Source organism: Lactimicrobium sp. (assembly GCF_036453465.1).
Classification (GTDB): domain Bacteria; phylum Bacillota_I; class Bacilli_A; order Erysipelotrichales; family Erysipelotrichaceae; genus Bulleidia.
Genome location: NZ_JAZHUW010000039.1, coordinates 1 through 19,352 on the forward strand (window position 1 = coordinate 1; position 19,352 = coordinate 19,352).

The following is a 19,352-nucleotide window of genomic DNA, read 5'->3' on the forward strand; positions in this document are numbered from 1 at the left end:
GGAAAAAGCGGTAGTTTGCGTGTGGCAGACCGCTTCATGCGCTTCTGAGCGCAGCCAGTAATAAGAGGGCTACGCCCGTCTTGTGAAAAACCACCAGCTCAGCTGGTGGATACTTATTTGTTTCACGTGAAACATTCAAAACGTCACAGTTGCCACAAACCAAAAACTTTCATATAATAAAACCCGGTACAGCAAACATGTACTAATCTGGTCAGATCCGGAAGGAAGCAGCCATACGTTCCTCTGTTTGCGTGTACCACTTTTTTATACCTATGGAAAGAACACCTGAATATTACATGAGACTGGCTCTCAAAGAAGCGGAGAAAGCTGCAGCCATTGATGAAGTACCAGTAGGGGCAGTCATTGTCCAGAATGGCAAAGTCATTGCCAGAGCACACAATCTCAAAGAAAAAAAGATGCAGTCCACAGCTCATGCCGAAATGCTGGCCATCCAGAAAGCATCAAAGAAGCTGAACAATTATTACCTGGATGACTGTGATCTGTATGTGACATTGGAACCATGCATGATGTGCACTGGTGCTATCGTATTAAGCAGAATCCGCACATTGTACTATGGCACAACAGATCCAAAAGGCGGATGTACCGATACACTGATTCAGGTACGGAATATCAAGCGTCTGAACCATCACCCGAATGTTGTTTCCGGGATATTGCAGCCGGAATGTGCTGAAATCCTGAGCTCATTTTTCCGCGAAAAACGCAAACATCCAAAGAAGAACCGGAAACCCGTGCAGCCTGCATAAACATGCAGGTTTTTTGCTATAATAGGGGAACGAAGAGGAGAGTGTCTGTGAGCAAACTGGCATTATATCAGAAGTACAGATCATCTACATTTGACGAGGTCGTCGGGCAGGAAGTGACGGTGCGTACCATCAAGAATGCCATCAAAGAAAACAAGGTAGGACATGCCTATCTGTTCTGCGGACCAAGAGGTACCGGTAAGACAACTATGGCCCGTCTGCTTGCAAAGGCAGTCAACTGCGAAAATCCGGAAGAAGCACCATGCGGCCATTGTGAAAGCTGCATTGCCGCAGCCAATGGCACCCATCCGGACATCATAGAGATCAATGCTGCCAATGAGACTCACGTGGATGACATCCGTGATCTGATTGAAAGGGCAAGATTGGCCCCGATGGTAGGAAAACATAAAGTCTATATCATCGATGAGGTCCATCAGCTGTCATCTGCTGCTTCTTCTGCACTGTTAAAAACACTGGAAGAACCGCCGGAGAATGTCATCTTCATTCTGGCAACCACAGATCCTCAGAAACTGCTGCCAACCATCATCTCCAGATGCCAGCAGTTTAATTTCTACCGGATTAAAACCGATCAGATTGAGAATCATCTGCTTGATATTGCAAAAAAGGAAAATATTGAGATGGATGAAGGTGCTGCCAGAAAGATTGCAATTCTTGCTAATGGCGGTATGCGTGATGCACTGTCCATCATGGATCAATGTGCATCCTTCTCATCTGACAAAATTCAGGAGAAAGATATTGACCGTATTTATGGCCTGACATCCCTGCAGGAACAGATGGATCTGTTACAGAATCTGTTTGATCATGATCTGGCCAGTATGCTTAACCGGATCCGCAGCTATGATGAAAGCGGCATTGATATGAACCGCATGTCAGATGCATTGATTGCCGATCTGAAAGATGCGGCTGTCTATGGCTATACAAAACAGGCAGATCTGTTAAAGGTACTGGATGAAACACATGCAAAGCAATTAAGCAAAGACCATTCACCAGCGATCCTGCTGAAGATGATCGATGTGCTGATGGATGGCAAAAATAAATTCAAGCTTGCCCAGAGTGCTTCCTCTGCCTTTGAGGTTGTATGCCTGGAAACTATCGCAGCCATGGATGCACCGGTGCAGACAGAACAGGTGACAGTTAGAAAAACATCAACATCTGAAACGATCAAAGAAAAAGCTGAAGAAAAAACAGATGAGAAGACAGAAAATAAAGTAAAACCAGCAGTATCTGTCCCACCGCAGACTTCCTATGCACTGCCTCAGGCAGAGGAACCACCGGTCAGTACAAATGAAGAGGAAGTGTTATCTTCAGCACCAATTGAAATAAAAGCAGAAAACGCATCTGATCTCAGCATGGATGATATTCTTTCCATTCTGCTCATCTGCAATAAGAACGAAAAGGGTGAAGATCAGCAGAAATACAGCCATCTGAATGAGATCATGGGAATCGAGAAGGCAAAATGGAAAATGATGCTCAATGGTGTCAGTATCGCTGCCAGCGGCAAAGATCTGATTTTGTTTGCCTGTGATAATGATGCCAGTGCATCCCGTATTAATAGTGAGAAAGAAAACCGCGGTCTGTATGGCTTTCTGCGGGATGAGCTGCAGATCGATAAACGGCCATATGCCATCACAAAATCACAGTTTAAAGAAGCTGCGAAGCAGTTTGTAATTCGAAGGGATAACAATACACTGCCTGAACCCTGGATCAGTCAGCCATATAAGGATGATGAAAGCATTCCTCATGAGGAATCATCTGAAGAAAAGGTGATCAATCTGTTTGGCAAAGGCAACGTAGAAATCATATAGAACGGAGAAAAATATGGATTTTAACAGCATACTGCAGCAGGCCCAGATGATGAAGGATAATCTTGGCAAGCTGAGCGAAGAACTTGATGAAAGAACCTATACCGGCACTAATGGCGGCAAGGATGGCGTCACGGTTGTGATCAACGGCCGCTATGAAGTACAGAGCGTGACGATTGGCGAAGATCTGTGTGACAAGGATAACCGGGAGATGCTGCAGGATATGATCCTGCTGGCCTTCAACCAGGCCAGTGAGAAAGCCCGTGAAGACAGAGAAAAATCACTGGATGAAGCCACCGGCGGCCTGAATATTCCGGGGATGTAAACATGTATCCCGCAAGTCTGAGAAAACTGATTGACTGCTTCAAGATGCTGCCGGGCGTCGGCGAAAAGACAGCGGAGCGCTATGCGCTGCTTATCACCGATATGGACCCTGAAAAAGTGCAGAACTTTGCAGATGCCCTTGTCGAAGTACGAAATAACCTGCACCATTGCAAGATATGCGGCAACCTCTGTGAAGGCGATGAATGTGAAATCTGTGCAGATACAGAACGAGATCATGCCCTGATTTGTGTCGTTGCATCGCCCAAAGATGTTATTGCTATGGAAAAAACTGGTGAATACAAAGGCGTCTATCATGTCCTGAACGGACTGATTTCTACAACCAAAGGCATCATGCCGGAAGATCTCAATCTGAATACACTGCTGGAAAGAGCAGAACATGCAAGAGAGATTATTCTGGCAACCAATACAACACTCGAAGGAGAAACGACGGCCATGTATCTGAATAAACTGCTGGCCAGTCAGTATCCGGATTTATTGGTTACCCGCATTGCCCACGGCCTGCCAAGCGGCGGCTTATTGGATTATGCCGATGAGATGACCCTGGCCCATGCGATGAGTGACCGCAGAAAGATGTAAGAAAGAAGGTGGAGCACATGAATGAAGATCTGAAGATTGCCCAGGCAGCGACCCTGGAAAACATTGAAACCATTGCCGCAAAGGCAGGAATTGCCAGTGAATTTATTGAACCCTATGGCAGAGACAAAGCCAAGATTGATTCTAAAATCTTTGCCAGTCTCAAAGATAAGCCAGATGGAAAGCTGATTCTGGTGACTGCCATCACGCCGACCAAAGCAGGTGAAGGCAAGAGTACAACAACCATCGGTCTGGTCGATGGATTAAACAAGATCGGTAAGAAGGCGATGGGCGCATTAAGAGAACCATCCCTTGGTCCTGTCTTTGGCTTAAAGGGCGGTGCCACCGGCGGCGGCCATGCCCAGGTCATTCCGATGGAAGCCATCAACCTTCATTTCACTGGTGATATGCATGCCATCACCACAGCAAACAATTTGATCGCTGCTATGCTGGATAACTCCATCTATCAGGGCAATCCTCTCAACATCGATCCCACCAAGGTTGTATGGAAACGCTGCATGGATATGAATGACCGTACCCTGCGCTCTATTACCATTGCCCAGGATAAGAAGACAAATGGCGTTGAGCGCAAAGACGGCTTTGTCATTACCGTTGCCTGTGAAGTCATGGCCATTCTGTGCCTTTCCAAAGACCTCCATGATTTCCAGAACAGAATTGCCAGATGCGTTGTTGCATATACCTATGATGGCAATCCGGTCACTGTCAAAGACATCCAGGCAGATGGTGCTGCCACGGTTGTCATGAAGGAAGCTCTCAAGCCAAACCTTGTACAGACACTGGAACACAACCCGGTATTGATCCATGGCGGACCTTTTGCCAACATCGCCCATGGCTGCAACTCCCTGATTGCCACAAAACTTGCATTGAAACTCAGTGATTATGTTGTCACCGAGGCAGGCTTCGGTGCAGATCTTGGCGCTGAAAAGTTCCTGGATATCAAGTGCCGCATTGGTAATCTGCATCCTTCTGCTGTTGTCATCGTCGCAACAGTCAGAGCGCTGAAAATGCATGGCGGCGTTGAACAGGATGATCTGCAGACAGAAAATGTATCTGCCATGCTTGCAGGTGCAGAAAACCTGCAGAAACACATCGAAACTATTCAGGCATTCGGCCTTCCTTACGTGGTTGCCATCAATAAGTTCTCCAAGGATACACCAGCAGAAGTGGATGCCCTGCTTGACTGGTGCAAAGCCAATCACCACCCGGTATGTCTCGCGGATGGCTGGGCTAAAGGCGGTGAAGGCATGAAGGATCTTGCCGCATGTGTGACAGAGCTGTGTGAGAAAGAAAATCATTATGCACCGATCTATGATGTCAATGATTCCATCGAAGACAAGCTGACAAAGATTGCCACAACGGTCTATGGTGCAAAGGATGTAGCGTTCTCAGATGAGGCAAAGGAAAAGATTGCCCAGTTTGCAAAATACGGCTGGGACAAGCTGCCTGTCTGTGTTGCCAAGACACAGAACTCTCTGTCTGATGATGCCAAGCTGAAAGGCAGACCGCGTGATTTCACTCTGCATGTCAGAGATCTCAGCATCTCAGCAGGGGCCGGCTTTGTCGTAGCCTATACCGGTACCATCCTGACGATGCCAGGTCTGCCGAAAGTACCGGCAGCTGTAAACATGGGTGTTGATGAAAACGGCAATACCTACGGCCTGTTCTGATTAGAAAGGATATTCATGAGTTCCATTGCCTACGTAAGTGATCCGGCTATGCTGGAATATCATCGTCTGTGCCGCAGCCAGACGATCCTGTTCTGGCGGCTTACAGTGAAAAACAGATTCTCAGATTTCCATCATGGTGATCTGCTGTTTTTCTATGCCCATGGACCACATTCCCGCAAGAAAGGGTTTATTGGCTATGGCCACTACGAAGGCACAAGAAAACTGTCACTGAACCAGATGTGGAAGCAGTACGGCAGAATGACCGGCTATGATACCAAAGCACAGCTGGAAGAAGCCATTGCCAAAGCATCCCGGAACCAGATTCCGGAATCCATGCAGTGTCTCATCCTCAGCAATATCGTCTTCTTTACCGCACCTGTCTACCCAAAGGAAGTCGGCCTGGACATCCCGGCCAACCTGGAATCCTACTGCTACATAGATAAGGAAGATCCTTCCGCCACTGTCCGTATTCTGAAACAGGCAGATAAATTCGGCATTGATCTCTGGAGCTATGACAGCAAGCAGTCACCGGAAACTGTCTTCAAGGCAGATGAAGTGCGCCATATCCTGGCCATGGCCTGCTACAAGATGGGAAAAGAAACAGGAAGTGAAAATGAGAAGACGGTAAGTCACCGTCTGGCCAGAGAAAAGGTGAAGGAAGATGGCTGGGAAATGATACGCGGATCACTGAGTGACTGTGGATCCATGGATCATCATGGCATTCATCTTGCCATCCCTTTTGTTTCCAGCAGTCTTGACCGTCCCCACCGCATCCAATTGTGGATTGGCCGCGCAATGCTCTATGCATTATTGCTAAAACAGAATAAAATCAATGATGCACTTTCTGTGTCCGTACTATGTGAGACAGAGGATGCGGAAATGGAAAGGCTCGTGAAACAGTTGAATGGACAACTATGAAGTCATTGTGATCGGCGGCGGCCATGCCGGCATCGAGGCAGCACTTGCCTGTGCCCGCATGCACCATAAGACGCTGCTGTTATCACTCAGTATTGAAAATATCGGCAAGATGCCATGCAATCCGTCAGTAGGCGGACCTGCCAAAGGCATCGTTGTCAGAGAAATTGATGCCCTGGGCGGCCAGATGCCCATCACCGCTGACAAGACAGCACTGCAGTTCAAGATGCTCAACAGTGCCAAAGGACCCGGTGTCAGAGCACTGCGTGTACAGTCAGATAAACTGGCATATAAAGCAATGATGCAGGACGTCTGTCTGCACCAGGAAAATCTCGATGTCAAAGCAGACATGGCTGTTAGGCTCAATGTCAAAGACGGCACTGCCACTGGTGTCACATTAAAGGATGGTTCTGTCATCAACAGTCAGATTGTTATCCTGACAACCGGCACGTATATGGCCGGTCTTAACATGATCAGCAGTGAAGTCACACCCGGCGGACCGGATCGTGAAACAACCACAAATGATCTGTCTGCTTCTTTAAGAGAAGCAGGCCTGCGCACATTCCGCTTAAAGACCGGAACACCGCCAAGAGTTCTGACAAAGTCCATCGATTTTTCTAAGACACAGATTGAACCAGGTACGGATAAGTTTATCTGCTTCTCCGAGACAACAACCCATATCCGTCCCTTTGATCAGCAGGTGCCATGCTATCTGACCTATACAACACCTGAAACACATGAACTGATCCTGAGCAATCTGCATAAGTCATCCATGTACTCTGGTGTTGTCAAAGGTGTTGGACCGCGCTACTGTCCATCCATCGAAGATAAACTTGTCAGATTCAAAGACAAGCCAAGACATCTGCTGTTCCTGGAACCGGAATCTCTTTCTCTGGATACGACCTATGTACAGGGTTTCTCTACTTCCCTGCCAAGAGACATCCAGGAAAAAATGGTGCATTCTCTGCCAGGCTTTGCCAATGCCATCATCAAGAAGTATGCCTATGCCATTGAGTATGATGCCATTGATCCTATCCAGATGCGGCCATCCCTGGAATCCAAGATTATTAAAAACCTGTTTACAGCCGGCCAGGTCAATGGTACATCCGGCTATGAGGAAGCAGCTGGACAGGGTCTCATGGCAGGCATCAATGCCAGCCTGAAGCTCGAAGGTAAAAAACCTCTCATCTTGTCCAGAGATGAAGCCTATATCGGTGTCATGATCGATGATCTGACAACCAAAGGCACCGCTGAGCCATATAGACTGTTAACAAGCAGAGCAGAATTCCGGCTTTTACTGCGGCATGACAATGCCGATCAGAGACTGCTGGAAAAGGGCTATCAGATAGGTCTGATTTCAGAAGAGCGCCATGATGCCTATCTGAAAAAGATGGAAAAAATCAAGGATCTCAAAGAACATCTGAAAGATACTGGCCTGAACCATGAAAACAAGGAAGCCAGCGATTATCTTGTCTCCCTTGGCTACAGTCCGCTGGAAGGCCATGTGTCTGAAGATGAACTTGCCAGAAGACCAAAAGTTGATCTGTATACGCTGCTTACAAAAGCAGGGGAAGATGTGGATGAAAGAATCGCTGATCAGGTGGGCATTGAAGTCCGCTACGAAGGCTATATCAATAAGGCAAAACGGGAAGCTGCCAAGCTGGCAGCCATGGACCATGTCAGTCTGCCGGATGATCTGGATTATCAGAAAGTAGACAATCTCTCCATTGAAGGAAGACAGAAACTGGCAAAGTTCCGTCCTGCCACCATGGGCCAGGCATCCCGCATCTCCGGTGTCAATCCGGCCGATCTTGCCGTGCTTGCCATGTATCTTAAGAGTCAGAAAGAAGTGAAGTCATATGAACTATGAAGATGTTGTATCCAACGTCCAGGTCTATGGCCTGGAGGAATCCGTCAAGGGATCCAAGTATCCCATGGCAACAGACCTTGCCAAGGTAACTGCCGAAATCACACCGACAACCCAGCGGCTTGCCAATGCAAAGACAGGTTCCGGTCATGATAACTTTATGAATGGTATCGTTGTCCAGTTTGATCTGACCTTCACCAACAAGGCATGGGTCGAAGCAGAGCGCTATCATTTCCTGGACTTTGTCTCCTCACAATCCACCATGCACCGGATCACCAAGTTTGATCTTGATCAGGCCTATATTTCCTATGTGGATCCCCGCATCATCACGATCATGAAGGAAAAGGTCAAGGACTATAACGACCTGGAGGCAGATATCAAGCGGCTCAAGGGGGAAGGCAAAGATACAACCACACTGGATGATCTTGCCCGCAGCAAATATCTGGAAATCCTGTATTCCAACCCGGCCGGCTTCCGTCTGACCGCCCGCATGACGACAAACTACCGTCAGCTCAAAACAATCTATTTCCAGAGAAAAGATCACAGACTTCCGGAATGGCGTGCTTTCTGCAAGTGGATTGAAACACTGCCATATGCCGAATTTATTACAAAAGCACAATAAAACAGCGGGGTACATATGTACGAGTAAATGTGGAGAATGAACTTTTCCACATTTATTTTGCCTGTACGTTTTCTTTTCATGAAAATGTGGATAAATTGTTTTTCAACAATCCACTGTATCCGCAATAGATTCTTGATGGTAGAATGGGTTAGCGCAGAGAGGGAAAGACATGACCAATGAACAACTGAAGGATGCCTGCACGGCCATGCACATGCCTTTGGATGATGAACAGATGGCAATGCTCCATACGTATGCTGTAATGCTTGCCAGCTGGAATGAAAAGATGAATCTGACCGCCATTACCGAGGAAGAAGAAGTCAATGAAAAACACTTTCTGGACAGCATTCTGCCTCTGGGCGATGTTCATGTCCTGGGAAATATTTGTGATGTCGGCTCCGGTGCCGGCTTTCCCGGCCTTGTCTGGAAGATCGTCAGGCCGGATCTCAACATTACCCTGTTAGAGCCAACCGGTAAGCGCTGCACCTTCCTGCAGGCTGTCATTGATGAACTGCATCTGAACAATATTCAGGTTGTCAACAAGCGTGCCGAAGACTTTGTGAAAGAAAAAAGAGAAAGCTATGATGCGGTGACAGCCAGAGCCGTTGCCAACCTGTCACTGCTTAGCGAACTCTGCCTGCCCCTTGTGAAGCCAAATGGCCTCTTTATTGCCATGAAAGGTCTTCATGGCGAGGAAGAAGCCATTGCGGCAGAACATGCCATTGCCATCTTAGGCGGTAAAAAGGAAGCAGAATACAGACATGAGCTGCCTTCCGGTGAGCGGATCAACCTGATTTACCGCAAGATCAAGCCAACCCCGGCCATGTATCCAAGAAATTATGGTCAGATGAAGAAGAAACCGTTGTAAGGAGATTGTATGCGAGCAAATGGAAGAAAAGGAATTCTCGATATCTTTGAGCGTCCCAGTGAGCAGACAATCAGACAGATACCGGTTGATCAGATTGTGGCATCGCGTTATCAGCCGCGTCTGAAATTTGATCAGGAAGCACTGGAAGAGCTTGCCCAGTCCATCAAGGAACAGGGACTGATCCAGCCCATCACGGTAAGACAGGTAGAAGATCATTATGAGATCATTGCCGGTGAGCGTCGTTTCCGTGCCTGCCAGATGGCCGGCTATGAAACTGTGCCGTGCTACCTTCTGACACCGAGCGAAGATCAGGCAGCCCAGATGGCTCTGGTGGAAAACATTCAGCGGCGGGATCTTAGTGCCATTGAAGAAGCCAAGAGCTATGTGCAGATCATGCGGCAGGCCAGCCTGACCCAGGAACAGATGGCAGAAAGAGTGGGTAAGTCACAGTCGGCCATTGCCAATAAGATCCGTCTTCTGAATTTGCCTCAGGAGATTCAGGAAGGTGTGCTGGATCAGAAAATATCGGAAAGACATGCCCGTGCACTGCTGAGTGCACCGGCTGAAAAGCAGAAACAGATTTACCACGAGATTCTCAAGCATGGTCTGACCGTGCGGGAAACCGAAGACTATATCAAGAAAGCATCACAGCCTGAAAAGGTACACAAGAGACAAAAGACAAAGGGATTCACCCGGCAGACACAGCTTGCCATCAATTCGGTGAATCAGTGCGTGCAGATGATCCGTAAGATGGGCATTGACGCAGAAGTACAGCAGATGGAAACAGACAATGACATCCGAATGGTCGTCCGTTTCCCTAAAAATTAAGGGGAAAACGTTATGGGAAAAATTATTGCAATCGCCAATCAGAAGGGCGGCGTAGGAAAAACAACCACCAGTATCAACCTGGCTGCCGGCCTGGCATATTTTGATAAGAAAGTACTGCTGGTTGACTTTGATCCACAGGGCAATGCTACCCATGGCATCGGTGCCAACAAAGTCGGCTTTGATGCCAGCGTCTATGATGTTCTGACCGGCGACAACACAGTGGAAGAAGCCACCGTGCATCTGACCATGCCGCCGCTGGATGTATTGCCCAGCACCATTGATCTGGCTGGTGCTGATGTGGAAATGAGCTCTTATGAAGTTGGCAAGGAACAGCTGCTCAAGAAACGGCTGGATCCGGTCAAAGACAAGTATGATTTCATCATCATCGACTGCCCGCCGGCATTAGGCCTTTTGAATACAAATGCACTGACAGCGGCGGATTCTGTCATGATTCCGGTTCAGTGTGAATACTTTGCTTTGGAAGGTCTGACCCAATTGCTCAGCACGATCCGCCTTGTACAGAAGCTCTGGAATCCGCACCTGTCCATTGAAGGTGTATTGTTAACAATGTTTGATGTACGTACCAGACTGTCAGTGGAAATCCAGCAGGAAGTACGCAAATATTTCAAGGAAAAAGTGTACCACATCGTCATACCGCGCAATGTCAGGCTGTCAGAAGCACCATCCATGGAAAAGTCGATCTTTGAATATGACACCAGATGCGATGGTGCCAAGTCATATGCACAGCTGGTCAAGGAAGTCATTACACAGAATGCAAAGGACGGCAGAAAATAATGGCAGAGAAGAAAAAGAAACTCGGCAGAGGACTTGATTCCATCTTTGGGGGAAATGTGGAACAATTCCTGGACGAGATCCAGGAAAATGCCAATGATGAACCAGGCCGCCGTGAAGTACAGATCAATATCAGTGAAATCCGGCCGAATCCCTATCAGCCCCGTAAAGAGTTTGATGAGAAGGGACTGCAGGAACTGGCCGACTCCATCAAGGAACATGGCATCTTTACGCCGCTGTTAGTCAGAAAGTCCGTCATGGGCTATGACCTGATCACCGGTGAAAGAAGACTGCGTGCCGCCAAGATGGCAGGCCTGGAAAAAGTTCCGGCCATTCAGGTTGACTTCGATGATTCGGAAATGATGGAAATCGCCCTGCTGGAAAATGTACAGCGTGAAAACCTCAACCCGATCGAAGAAGCACTTGGCTATGAAGCCCTTGTCAAAAAGCTTGGATATACCCAGGAAAAGCTTGCCGAAAGGGTAGGCAAAAGCCGTGAGTACTGTGCCAATATGATGAGGTTGTTGAAACTGCCGGATTCCATTAAGGATCTTGTCGTCGCAAAGAAGCTGACCATGGGCCATGTACGGCCACTGCTCAGCCTCAAGGATGAAGAGGCGATGGAAGACGCTGCCGATGAAATTCTGAAGAAGAAGATGTCGGTGCGCGAAGTAGAAAAATACGTTAAGCAGCTCAATGCCGGACAGGTGGAAGAGAAGAAGCAGCCAAAGGAAAAAGATCCCTATACACGGGATCTTGAAAGCCGCATGAGTGACAAGTATGGCACCCGGGTAGAGATCGGAAAACATGATATCCGGATCAATTTCACAGACACGGATGATCTCAACCGTCTGCTGGAAATGCTTGGCTGTCTGGATGAATCAGAACAGGATTGACAAACAAAGCGCATTTTCTGTCTACAAGAAACAGGAAATGTGTTTTTTTTACATGTAAATTCCACTAAAATCATAAGTATAGTTCATATCTGAAAGGAGTGATACGATGCGTCCAGATTCGTGGAAGCTTCTCAGGATTTTGACAGTTCTGATATCACTGATCACCGTAGTGTTCAACTGGCGGTGGACAACAGGTTTTCTTGCAGGTACAGCGATGTGTCTTCTGCTGTATTACCGTACGGATTCTTATTGGAGCGATATCCTTGACAGCGGAACGACCAAAGGCAGCCGCTACATGTTTCACTTTGCCATCAACTTCCTGTTAATGGCACTGCCGATGGTACTTGCTGCCCTGTTTCCGCAGATCATGAATATCTTTGCAGTGGCACTTGGCTTACTGATGATCAAGATCACCGTAACGGTTGAAGTGCTTCTGCCAAAAAGGAAAGGAGGAAATGCGATCACCGAATGAAAATCCAATCGGATGTCTATACGATCATCCTCTTAACACTGCTCATTGGCATTGGCATTATTGTGGTTTCAAAGAAGATTGACAAACTGGATCCCTATGCAAAGCCTAAAGGCTTCGCGGGCGCCGTCATCCTGGGTGTACAGTCCGTGTATAACATGGTCTCCAACAGTACCGGGAAAAAGCTTGCGGATCATTACGTTCCATACATCCTTGTACTATGGACATACATCTTCCTGGCCAACATCATCTCACTATTTGGCCTGTCTTCACCAACTGCCAACTATTCTGTAACACTGCTGCTGAGTATCATTACCTGGGTAATGATCCAGTATGTCGAACTCAAATACGGCGGCTTCAAAGCCTACATGCACAGCTTCATTGAGCCAATTGCCGTGATGCTGCCAATGAACATCTTCGGCAAATTCTCAACCATGCTGTCAATGTCGCTGCGTCTGTTCGGCAACATCCTGTGCGGCGGCATCATGATGCAGCTGATCTACAGTGCATGCCAGTCACTGTCCAACCTGTTACTTGGCTGGATTACGACATCAGGCACCGTATTTAACTTCATGGCACCGATTCTGGCTCCATTGCTGCATGCATACTTCGATCTGTTCTCTGGTTTCATCCAGACACTCGTCTTTGTAACACTTACAGTAGTTCTCGTCGGGAATGATATTCCTGAAGAAATCAAAAAATAAAAAGGAGAAAAAATTATGGATATCAACAAAGGTTTAATCGCAATCGGCGCCGGTCTGGCAGTCATGACTGGTATGATGACAGGTCTTGGCGAAGGCACCTGTGCTGCCCACGCCTGCGATGCCATCGGCAAAAATCCAGAAGTTGAAAGCAAGATCCGTTCCACGATGATCCTTGGTATTGCTCTTTCTGAGACATGTGCCATCTACGGTCTTCTGGTTGCCATCCTGCTGATGTTTGTCTATCCGAATCTTTAATAAGAGGCTGATCAATGATTAATATCGACATCGTTGAACAGCTTGTTCCAAACGTTTACACGATGATCGTTCAGCTCTGCTCCACACTTGTATTGTTTTTACTGATGAAGAAATTCCTGTGGAAGTCCGTCAAGAAGTTCATGAATGCCCGGGAAGAGAAGATGCAGTCAGATCTGGCTGCTTCTGCCCAGGCAAAGCAGGATGCCCTTGGCGACCGCCAGAAGGCATTGAGCGAACTCCAGGAAGCTTCTTCCCGCAGCAAGCAGATTGTGGACGCTGCCGTACAGCAGGCCAAGGATGAAAAGACAACCATCCTTGCCCAGGCTAATCAGGAAGCTGATGCGGTCAGAAAGAAAGCGCACGAACAGATTGAATCCGAGCGTCAGGATATGTACCGGTCCATGCAGAAAGAAATGGTCGATGTGGCCATGGCCGCAGCCGGCAAGCTCATTGGTGAAAAGAGCAATGAGGAAATGGACCGCAAAGCCGTTGACGCTTTTGTAAAGGAAGCAGCCGGCAATGAGCAGTGAAGTTGCAGAAAGATACGGCAATGGGCTGTACGAGCTGGCATGCGAAAACAACACCGTTGAAAGCAAGAAGGAACAGGCAGAAACACTTCTGGAAGCACTGGAAGAAAGCGATGAGCTGCTGCTGTTCCTGCAGGCTGTCAAAGTAACAAACGAAGAAAAGAAAGACAAAGTCGTTGAGATCTTCAAGGATACGCTGGATAAGGACATGATCAACCTGATCCGGCTGCTTGTAGACCGCGACCGTACCTGGTATCTCAAGGATATCCTGCGCGTCTATATCGGCCTTGCCGATGAGAAACTCGGCATCCAGAAAGCTGAAGTCTTTTCAGCAAGAAAACTCAGCGAGGAAGACCTGCAGCGCATCAAGGATGCCCTTGGCAGAAAAGAAAACAAGAAAATCATTCTGCGCAACATCGTGGATCCATCCCTGATTGCCGGCATCAAAGTCAAGGTTGGCAACAATGTGACGGATATTACCATGAAGACACAGATTGAAAATCTCAGACAAGCATTACTGAAAGGAGGCAACGCATGAAACAGCTGCGTCCGGAAGAGATCAGTTCCCTGATCAAGGATTCCATCAAGAACTATGACAGCCGCATTCATTCCGATGATGTCGGCTATGTCATCAGTGTCGGCGATGGTATTGCCATGGTTCAGGGCATTGATAAAGCAATGTCATCCGAACTGCTGGAATTCCCACATGGCGTCATGGGTATGGTACAGAACCTCGAAGAAGACCATATCGGTGTCGTCTTGTTTGGTGATGATTCCCTGATTCATGAAGGTGATGAAGTACACCGCACCGGCAGAATTACTGAAGTACCGGTCGGTGATGCCATGCTGGGCAGAGTCGTCAATGCCCTTGGCATGCCTATTGATAACAAAGGTCCCATCAACACAACCAAGACCCGTCCGGTTGAAAGAGTCGCTCCTGGCGTCATGACCAGAAAGTCTGTCTGCCAGCCGCTGATGACAGGTCTCAAGATTATTGACTCCATGATCCCGATTGGCAAAGGCCAGCGTGAATTGATCATCGGTGACCGTGAAACCGGCAAGACTGCCATCGCCGTTGATACCATCATCAACCAGAAGGGCAAGAATGTTTACTGTATCTATGTCGCCATCGGCCAGAAGGAAAGCACCGTGGCCAGAATGGTACAGAAACTGCGTGAAACAGGTGCCATGGATTACACCGTCGTCGTCAATGCCGGTGCGGCTGAAAGTGCACCATTGCAGTACATTGCACCATATGCAGGCTGTGCCATTGGCGAGGAATGGATGGAACAAGGCAAGGATGTATTGATCGTCTATGATGATCTTTCCAAACATGCCGTTGCCTACCGTACCATGTCTTTGCTGCTCAGACGTCCTCCGGGAAGAGAAGCCTATCCTGGTGATGTCTTCTACCTGCACAGCAGACTGCTGGAAAGAGCTGCCAAGCTCTCTGATGCACTGGGCGGAGGTTCTTTGACCGCATTGCCGATCATTGAAACCCAGGCAGGTGATATCTCTGCCTACATTCCAACCAATGTCATTTCTATCACGGATGGCCAGATCTTCCTGCAGACTGATCTTTTCGCTTCTGGTGTCAGACCAGCCGTTGATTCCGGTCTTTCCGTATCCCGTGTCGGCTCCAGTGCCCAGACCAAGGCCATGAAGAAAGTTTCTTCATCCCTTAAGCTGGATCTTGCCCAGTACCATGAAATGCTGAGCTTTGCTCAGTTTGGATCCGATCTGGACGCCAATACCAAGAAGATCATTGAACATGGTGCCAGAGTTACCGAGCTGCTCAAGCAGCCGCAGTATCAGCCGATGTCCATGGTCGACCAGGTGTTGTCTCTGTATTCTGCTAAGAGAGGCCAGCTGGATCAGGTACCGACCGATCAGGTTGCCGACTTTGAAAAGGCAATGCTCAGGTTCTTCCATGAAAAGCATGCTGATCTTGTCAAAGAGATCGAAGATACCGAAGACATCAGTAAGGATCTTGATACAAAGCTGTCTGCGGCCATGGATGAAGCCCTGCAGCATTTCCAGCTGCTTAAGGGAGTCAGTGCATGAGTCAGTCCAAACAGGCCCTGCGGTCCCGGATTAAATCGGTCAATTCAACCAAGAAGATTACCCGGGCCATGGAGATGATTGCCAATGCCAAGCTTTTCAAACAGAGAAGCAAGATGGAAAGCAATCGTGAATATGCCCAGCGCCTGCAGGACACCGTTAATGAGATTGTCGCCAAAAACAAAGGCATCGACAATCAGTTCATGAAACCAAAGACTGCCAAAGCAGTCTACTCTATCGTATTCTGTTCCGACCTTGGTCTTTGCGGCGGCTACAATGGCAACATTACCCGCTATGTGGAAACCTATCTCAACAAGGAAGATCCCTTGATTCTGATCGGCACATCCCTGTTTAACATCCTGAAGGAAAAGGGATTCCATCTGGTCAATGAAAAACCGATTTCCAGCGACCACATGGATTTCATGACTCTCAAAGGTTATGTGGAAGACGGTGTAAAGCTGTATCAGGAAAACAAGGTTGGCAAAGTACAGCTTGTCTATACAAAGTTCATTAATACGATGACCTTTGTACCGGGTGAGGATGTACTGCTGCCATGTGAGATCAAAGAGGGCCAGCAGGTAACAGAAAACGAGAATCATGTCGAAACCCTGTTTGAACCGGATCCGGATACGATTCTGGATACACTGATTCCGATGATGATTGCCGATGTTGCCTATTCTGACTGGATGGAGAGTACAACCAGTGAGCAGGGCAGCCGCAGGGTTGCCATGAAGACGGCAACAGACAATGCGAATGATCTTTCTGACAAGCTGCTGCTGGCTTATAACAAGGCAAGACAGGCAGCCATCACGCAGGAGATTACAGAGATCGTCAGCGGATCACAGGCCGTCTGACAAGAAAGAAGGAAAAGATGGAAAATACTGGAAAAATCGTACAGGTCATCGGACCTGTCGTAGATATTCGCTTTCATCCGGATCATTTGCCTTCCATCCGCAATGCGATTCATATCAAGATGGGTGACAAGGAAATGACCTGTGAAGCGGCCCAGCATGTCGGCGATGATATCGTCCGCTGCATTGCCATGTCTTCTACCGACGGACTTGTCCGCGGCATGGAATGCATTGATACCGGCAATCCAATTGAAGTACCGGTTGGTGATGAAGTACTGGGCAGAATGTTCAATGTTCTCGGTGAGCCGATTGACGGTCTGGGACCGGTCAATGCCAAAGAGCATCTGCCGATCCACCGTCCTGCCCCGACCTTTGCCCAGCAGCAGACTTCCAGTGAAATTCTGGAAACCGGCATCAAGGTCATTGACCTGTTGTGCCCGTATGCCAAGGGCGGCAAGATCGGTCTGTTCGGCGGTGCCGGTGTTGGCAAGACTGTATTGGAACAGGAGCTGATTCATAACATTGCCATCGAACATGGCGGCCGTTCCGTCGTTGCCGGTGTTGGTGAAAGAACCCGTGAAGGCAATGACATGTACTATGAAATGAAGCAGTCCGGCGTCCTCAAGAACACGGTGCTTGTCTATGGCCAGATGAATGAATCTCCGGGTGCCCGTATGAGAGTTGCCCTGAGTGCACTTACAATGGCAGAGTACTTCCGTGATGAAGAACACCAGGATGTGCTGCTGTTTATCGATAACATCTTCCGTTTCACCCAGGCAGGTTCAGAAGTATCTGCTCTGCTGGGAAGAATGCCTTCCGCGGTTGGTTATCAGCCAACCCTGGCAACCGAAATGGGCCAGCTGCAGGAACGTATCACCTCTACGGATAAAGGCTCCATCACATCCGTGCAGTGTGTCTATGTCCCGGCCGATGACCTGACTGACCCGGCACCGGCTGCTACCTTCACCCATCTGGATGCCAGACTTGTCCTGGACCGTTCCATTGCGGCTCTGGGTATTTACCCGGCTGTGGATCCGCTGCAGTCCAGTTCCAGAATGCTGGATCCGCTGGTCGTTGGTGAAGAGCATTATGAGACAGCCAGAAAGGTTGTCGAGATTCTGCAGAGATACAAGGAACTGCAGGATATCATCGCCATCCTTGGTATGGAAGAGCTTGGTGAAGAAGACAAGCGCATTGTCAACAGAGCCAGAAGAGTACGTAACTTCCTTTCACAGCCGTTCTACGTCGCAGAACAGTTCTCCGGTCTGCCGGGTGTCTATGTCAAGGTAGAAGATACGATCCGTTCTGTCAGAGCAATTCTTGATGGCAAATATGATGATCTGCCAGAGCAGGCTTTCCTGTCTGTAGGCACCATTGAAGATGTCGTCAAGAAGGCAGAGAGTCTGAAATGAGTACGCTTCACGTGAGGATTGTCACCCCGCACGGTCTGTACAAGGAGTTTGATACTGAGATTCTCAATGTGCAGACAACCGATGGCGATCAGGGTATCCTGGCCCATCACATGCCACTGGTGACAATGCTGAAAATCGGCAAAATGTCGACGGTAGAAAATGGCAAGCGGGAAGAGTATGCCGTAGCGGGAGGGCTTCTCTACTTCCGTGACAACACTGCTGAAATCCTGACCGATGCCATTGAAAACAAGGATGAGATCGACACAGACAGAGCCGAAGCTGCCAAGAAGAGAGCCGAGGAAAGACTGGCATCCAAAGATCCCAACATTGATATGAAGCGTGCCCAGGCAGCACTTGCCAAAGCACTTAACCGTCTGGAGCTCAAACATACCAAATGATCAGACGCTACTATAAATCTGTCATTTCTCTGCAGTCAGCTTTAAGACAAACCATCAATGCCCTGCTAGTTTTCCTGTTTGCTTATCTGACCTTTCATACTGGTAATAAAACATACTGGTATCTTGGTGTCATCACCGGTATCACATTGATCATTCAGATTATCCTGACCGAAGTAAAAAAGGCTTCCACAACAAGAAGCCTGCATACCGTCAGACATGCGGACCAGTACTATGATGAAGGCGCCATGCTTGGCAAATCGTTCTTTCTGGAAGATAGAATTCTGCTTTGCACTGATAAAGTCAAGGTAAAGGAATATCCGTCCACCGGATGGACAAAGATGCTGATCAAGCCAGGCAAGAAGGAAACAATGCAGGTTACTCTGCAGGGCAATGAAAATATCACTTTTTCTGTGGATAACAAACTGCAGGCTGAAAGGCTTGCGGCCTTCCTGCAGAAGAAGAACAAGGATATCACGATTGATGGCATTGCGCCAAAGGGCAATGGCACCTTGCAGGAATTAAGGAGCGAGTAATACCAAATGGAAGAACACCAGCTGGTCAGATCAGCCGGTGTTTTTTGTTTATAGAAAACTCCCGGATAGTCCGGGAGTTCAAAAGAGGTTAACCGATGAGTCTCTGACAGCGTAGCTATAATGAAATTGCGGTCTGCCAACTGCAAAACATTATAGGAGGGCGCATG

General features: G+C 48.1%; 22 protein-coding genes and 1 other RNA gene. All 23 read left to right on the forward strand.

What is annotated here, in order from left to right; genetic code table 11:
- The first annotated feature begins 175 nt into the window (after positions 1 to 175).
- The 23 genes from ffs (at position 176) to SOI44_RS08960 (ending at position 19,185) form a co-directional block, all read left to right on the forward strand.
- Positions 176 to 272: signal recognition particle sRNA small type (gene ffs, locus SOI44_RS08850), an RNA gene on the forward strand.
- On the forward strand, positions 273 to 764 hold the full coding sequence (gene tadA / locus SOI44_RS08855) for a tRNA adenosine(34) deaminase TadA (RefSeq protein WP_331348850.1): 492 nt from the start codon (positions 273 to 275) through the stop codon (positions 762 to 764).
- A gap of 47 nt (positions 765 to 811) precedes the next feature.
- Positions 812 to 2,587, forward strand: coding sequence for a DNA polymerase III subunit gamma/tau (gene dnaX / locus SOI44_RS08860; protein WP_331348851.1), 1,776 nt, complete (start codon positions 812 to 814; stop codon positions 2,585 to 2,587).
- Between the two features lie 13 nt (positions 2,588 to 2,600).
- Positions 2,601 to 2,909, forward strand: a complete 309-nt coding sequence (locus SOI44_RS08865) for a YbaB/EbfC family nucleoid-associated protein (protein WP_331348852.1) — start codon at positions 2,601 to 2,603, stop codon at positions 2,907 to 2,909.
- A gap of 2 nt (positions 2,910 to 2,911) precedes the next feature.
- The gene (gene recR / locus SOI44_RS08870; RefSeq protein WP_331348853.1) at positions 2,912 to 3,505 is read left to right on the forward strand and encodes a recombination mediator RecR; all 594 of its coding nucleotides are present in this window, start codon (positions 2,912 to 2,914) and stop codon (positions 3,503 to 3,505) included.
- A gap of 17 nt (positions 3,506 to 3,522) precedes the next feature.
- A complete protein-coding gene (locus SOI44_RS08875; RefSeq protein WP_331348854.1) occupies positions 3,523 to 5,190 on the forward strand; it encodes a formate--tetrahydrofolate ligase in 1,668 nt (555 codons plus the stop codon).
- 15 nt (positions 5,191 to 5,205) lie between these two features.
- A complete protein-coding gene (locus SOI44_RS08880; protein ID WP_331348855.1) occupies positions 5,206 to 6,108 on the forward strand; it encodes a hypothetical protein in 903 nt (300 codons plus the stop codon).
- Positions 6,095 to 7,975, forward strand: a complete 1,881-nt coding sequence (gene mnmG, locus SOI44_RS08885) for a tRNA uridine-5-carboxymethylaminomethyl(34) synthesis enzyme MnmG (protein ID WP_331348856.1) — start codon at positions 6,095 to 6,097, stop codon at positions 7,973 to 7,975. The genes SOI44_RS08880 and mnmG overlap by 14 nt, the downstream gene beginning before the upstream one ends.
- Positions 7,965 to 8,594: a hypothetical protein gene (locus SOI44_RS08890; protein WP_331348857.1), complete on the forward strand. Its 630-nt coding sequence runs from the start codon at positions 7,965 to 7,967 to the stop codon at positions 8,592 to 8,594. Before mnmG ends, SOI44_RS08890 begins: the two co-directional genes overlap by 11 nt.
- A 169-nt stretch (positions 8,595 to 8,763) precedes the next feature.
- Positions 8,764 to 9,459: a 16S rRNA (guanine(527)-N(7))-methyltransferase RsmG gene (rsmG, locus tag SOI44_RS08895; RefSeq protein WP_331348858.1), complete on the forward strand. Its 696-nt coding sequence runs from the start codon at positions 8,764 to 8,766 to the stop codon at positions 9,457 to 9,459.
- Between the two features lie 9 nt (positions 9,460 to 9,468).
- Positions 9,469 to 10,287: a ParB/RepB/Spo0J family partition protein gene (locus SOI44_RS08900; protein ID WP_331348859.1), complete on the forward strand. Its 819-nt coding sequence runs from the start codon at positions 9,469 to 9,471 to the stop codon at positions 10,285 to 10,287.
- A 12-nt stretch (positions 10,288 to 10,299) separates the two neighbouring features.
- Entirely contained in the window at positions 10,300 to 11,082 is a 783-nt protein-coding gene (locus SOI44_RS08905) for a ParA family protein (protein ID WP_331348860.1), read from the forward strand.
- Positions 11,082 to 11,975, forward strand: coding sequence for a ParB/RepB/Spo0J family partition protein (locus SOI44_RS08910; protein WP_331348861.1), 894 nt, complete (start codon positions 11,082 to 11,084; stop codon positions 11,973 to 11,975). Before SOI44_RS08905 ends, SOI44_RS08910 begins: the two co-directional genes overlap by 1 nt.
- A 106-nt stretch (positions 11,976 to 12,081) precedes the next feature.
- Positions 12,082 to 12,447 (forward strand): hypothetical protein, encoded by a 366-nt coding sequence (locus SOI44_RS08915; protein WP_331348862.1) that lies wholly within the window; start codon positions 12,082 to 12,084, stop codon positions 12,445 to 12,447.
- Positions 12,444 to 13,148 carry a F0F1 ATP synthase subunit A gene (locus SOI44_RS08920; protein ID WP_331348863.1) on the forward strand — a complete coding sequence of 235 codons (705 nt, stop codon included), beginning with the start codon at positions 12,444 to 12,446 and terminating at the stop codon, positions 13,146 to 13,148. The genes SOI44_RS08915 and SOI44_RS08920 overlap by 4 nt, the downstream gene beginning before the upstream one ends.
- 15 nt (positions 13,149 to 13,163) lie before the next feature.
- Complete coding sequence (locus SOI44_RS08925) at positions 13,164 to 13,403, forward strand: F0F1 ATP synthase subunit C (RefSeq protein WP_108774585.1); 240 nt, start codon at positions 13,164 to 13,166, stop codon at positions 13,401 to 13,403.
- Between the two features lie 14 nt (positions 13,404 to 13,417).
- Entirely contained in the window at positions 13,418 to 13,933 is a 516-nt protein-coding gene (gene atpF / locus SOI44_RS08930) for a F0F1 ATP synthase subunit B (RefSeq protein ID WP_331348864.1), read from the forward strand.
- A complete protein-coding gene (atpH, locus tag SOI44_RS08935; protein ID WP_331348865.1) occupies positions 13,923 to 14,468 on the forward strand; it encodes an ATP synthase F1 subunit delta in 546 nt (181 codons plus the stop codon). Before atpF ends, atpH begins: the two co-directional genes overlap by 11 nt.
- Positions 14,465 to 15,994, forward strand: a complete 1,530-nt coding sequence (atpA, locus tag SOI44_RS08940) for a F0F1 ATP synthase subunit alpha (RefSeq protein WP_331348866.1) — start codon at positions 14,465 to 14,467, stop codon at positions 15,992 to 15,994. Before atpH ends, atpA begins: the two co-directional genes overlap by 4 nt.
- Positions 15,991 to 16,845, forward strand: coding sequence for an ATP synthase F1 subunit gamma (gene atpG, locus SOI44_RS08945; RefSeq protein WP_331348867.1), 855 nt, complete (start codon positions 15,991 to 15,993; stop codon positions 16,843 to 16,845). Before atpA ends, atpG begins: the two co-directional genes overlap by 4 nt.
- Positions 16,846 to 16,862: 17 nt before the next feature.
- The gene (atpD, locus tag SOI44_RS08950) at positions 16,863 to 18,254 is read left to right on the forward strand and encodes a F0F1 ATP synthase subunit beta (RefSeq protein WP_331348868.1); all 1,392 of its coding nucleotides are present in this window, start codon (positions 16,863 to 16,865) and stop codon (positions 18,252 to 18,254) included.
- Complete coding sequence (atpC, locus tag SOI44_RS08955; protein ID WP_331348869.1) at positions 18,251 to 18,652, forward strand: ATP synthase F1 subunit epsilon; 402 nt, start codon at positions 18,251 to 18,253, stop codon at positions 18,650 to 18,652. Before atpD ends, atpC begins: the two co-directional genes overlap by 4 nt.
- A complete protein-coding gene (locus SOI44_RS08960) occupies positions 18,649 to 19,185 on the forward strand; it encodes a hypothetical protein (protein ID WP_331348870.1) in 537 nt (178 codons plus the stop codon). The genes atpC and SOI44_RS08960 overlap by 4 nt, the downstream gene beginning before the upstream one ends.
- Positions 19,186 to 19,352 lie beyond the last annotated feature (167 nt).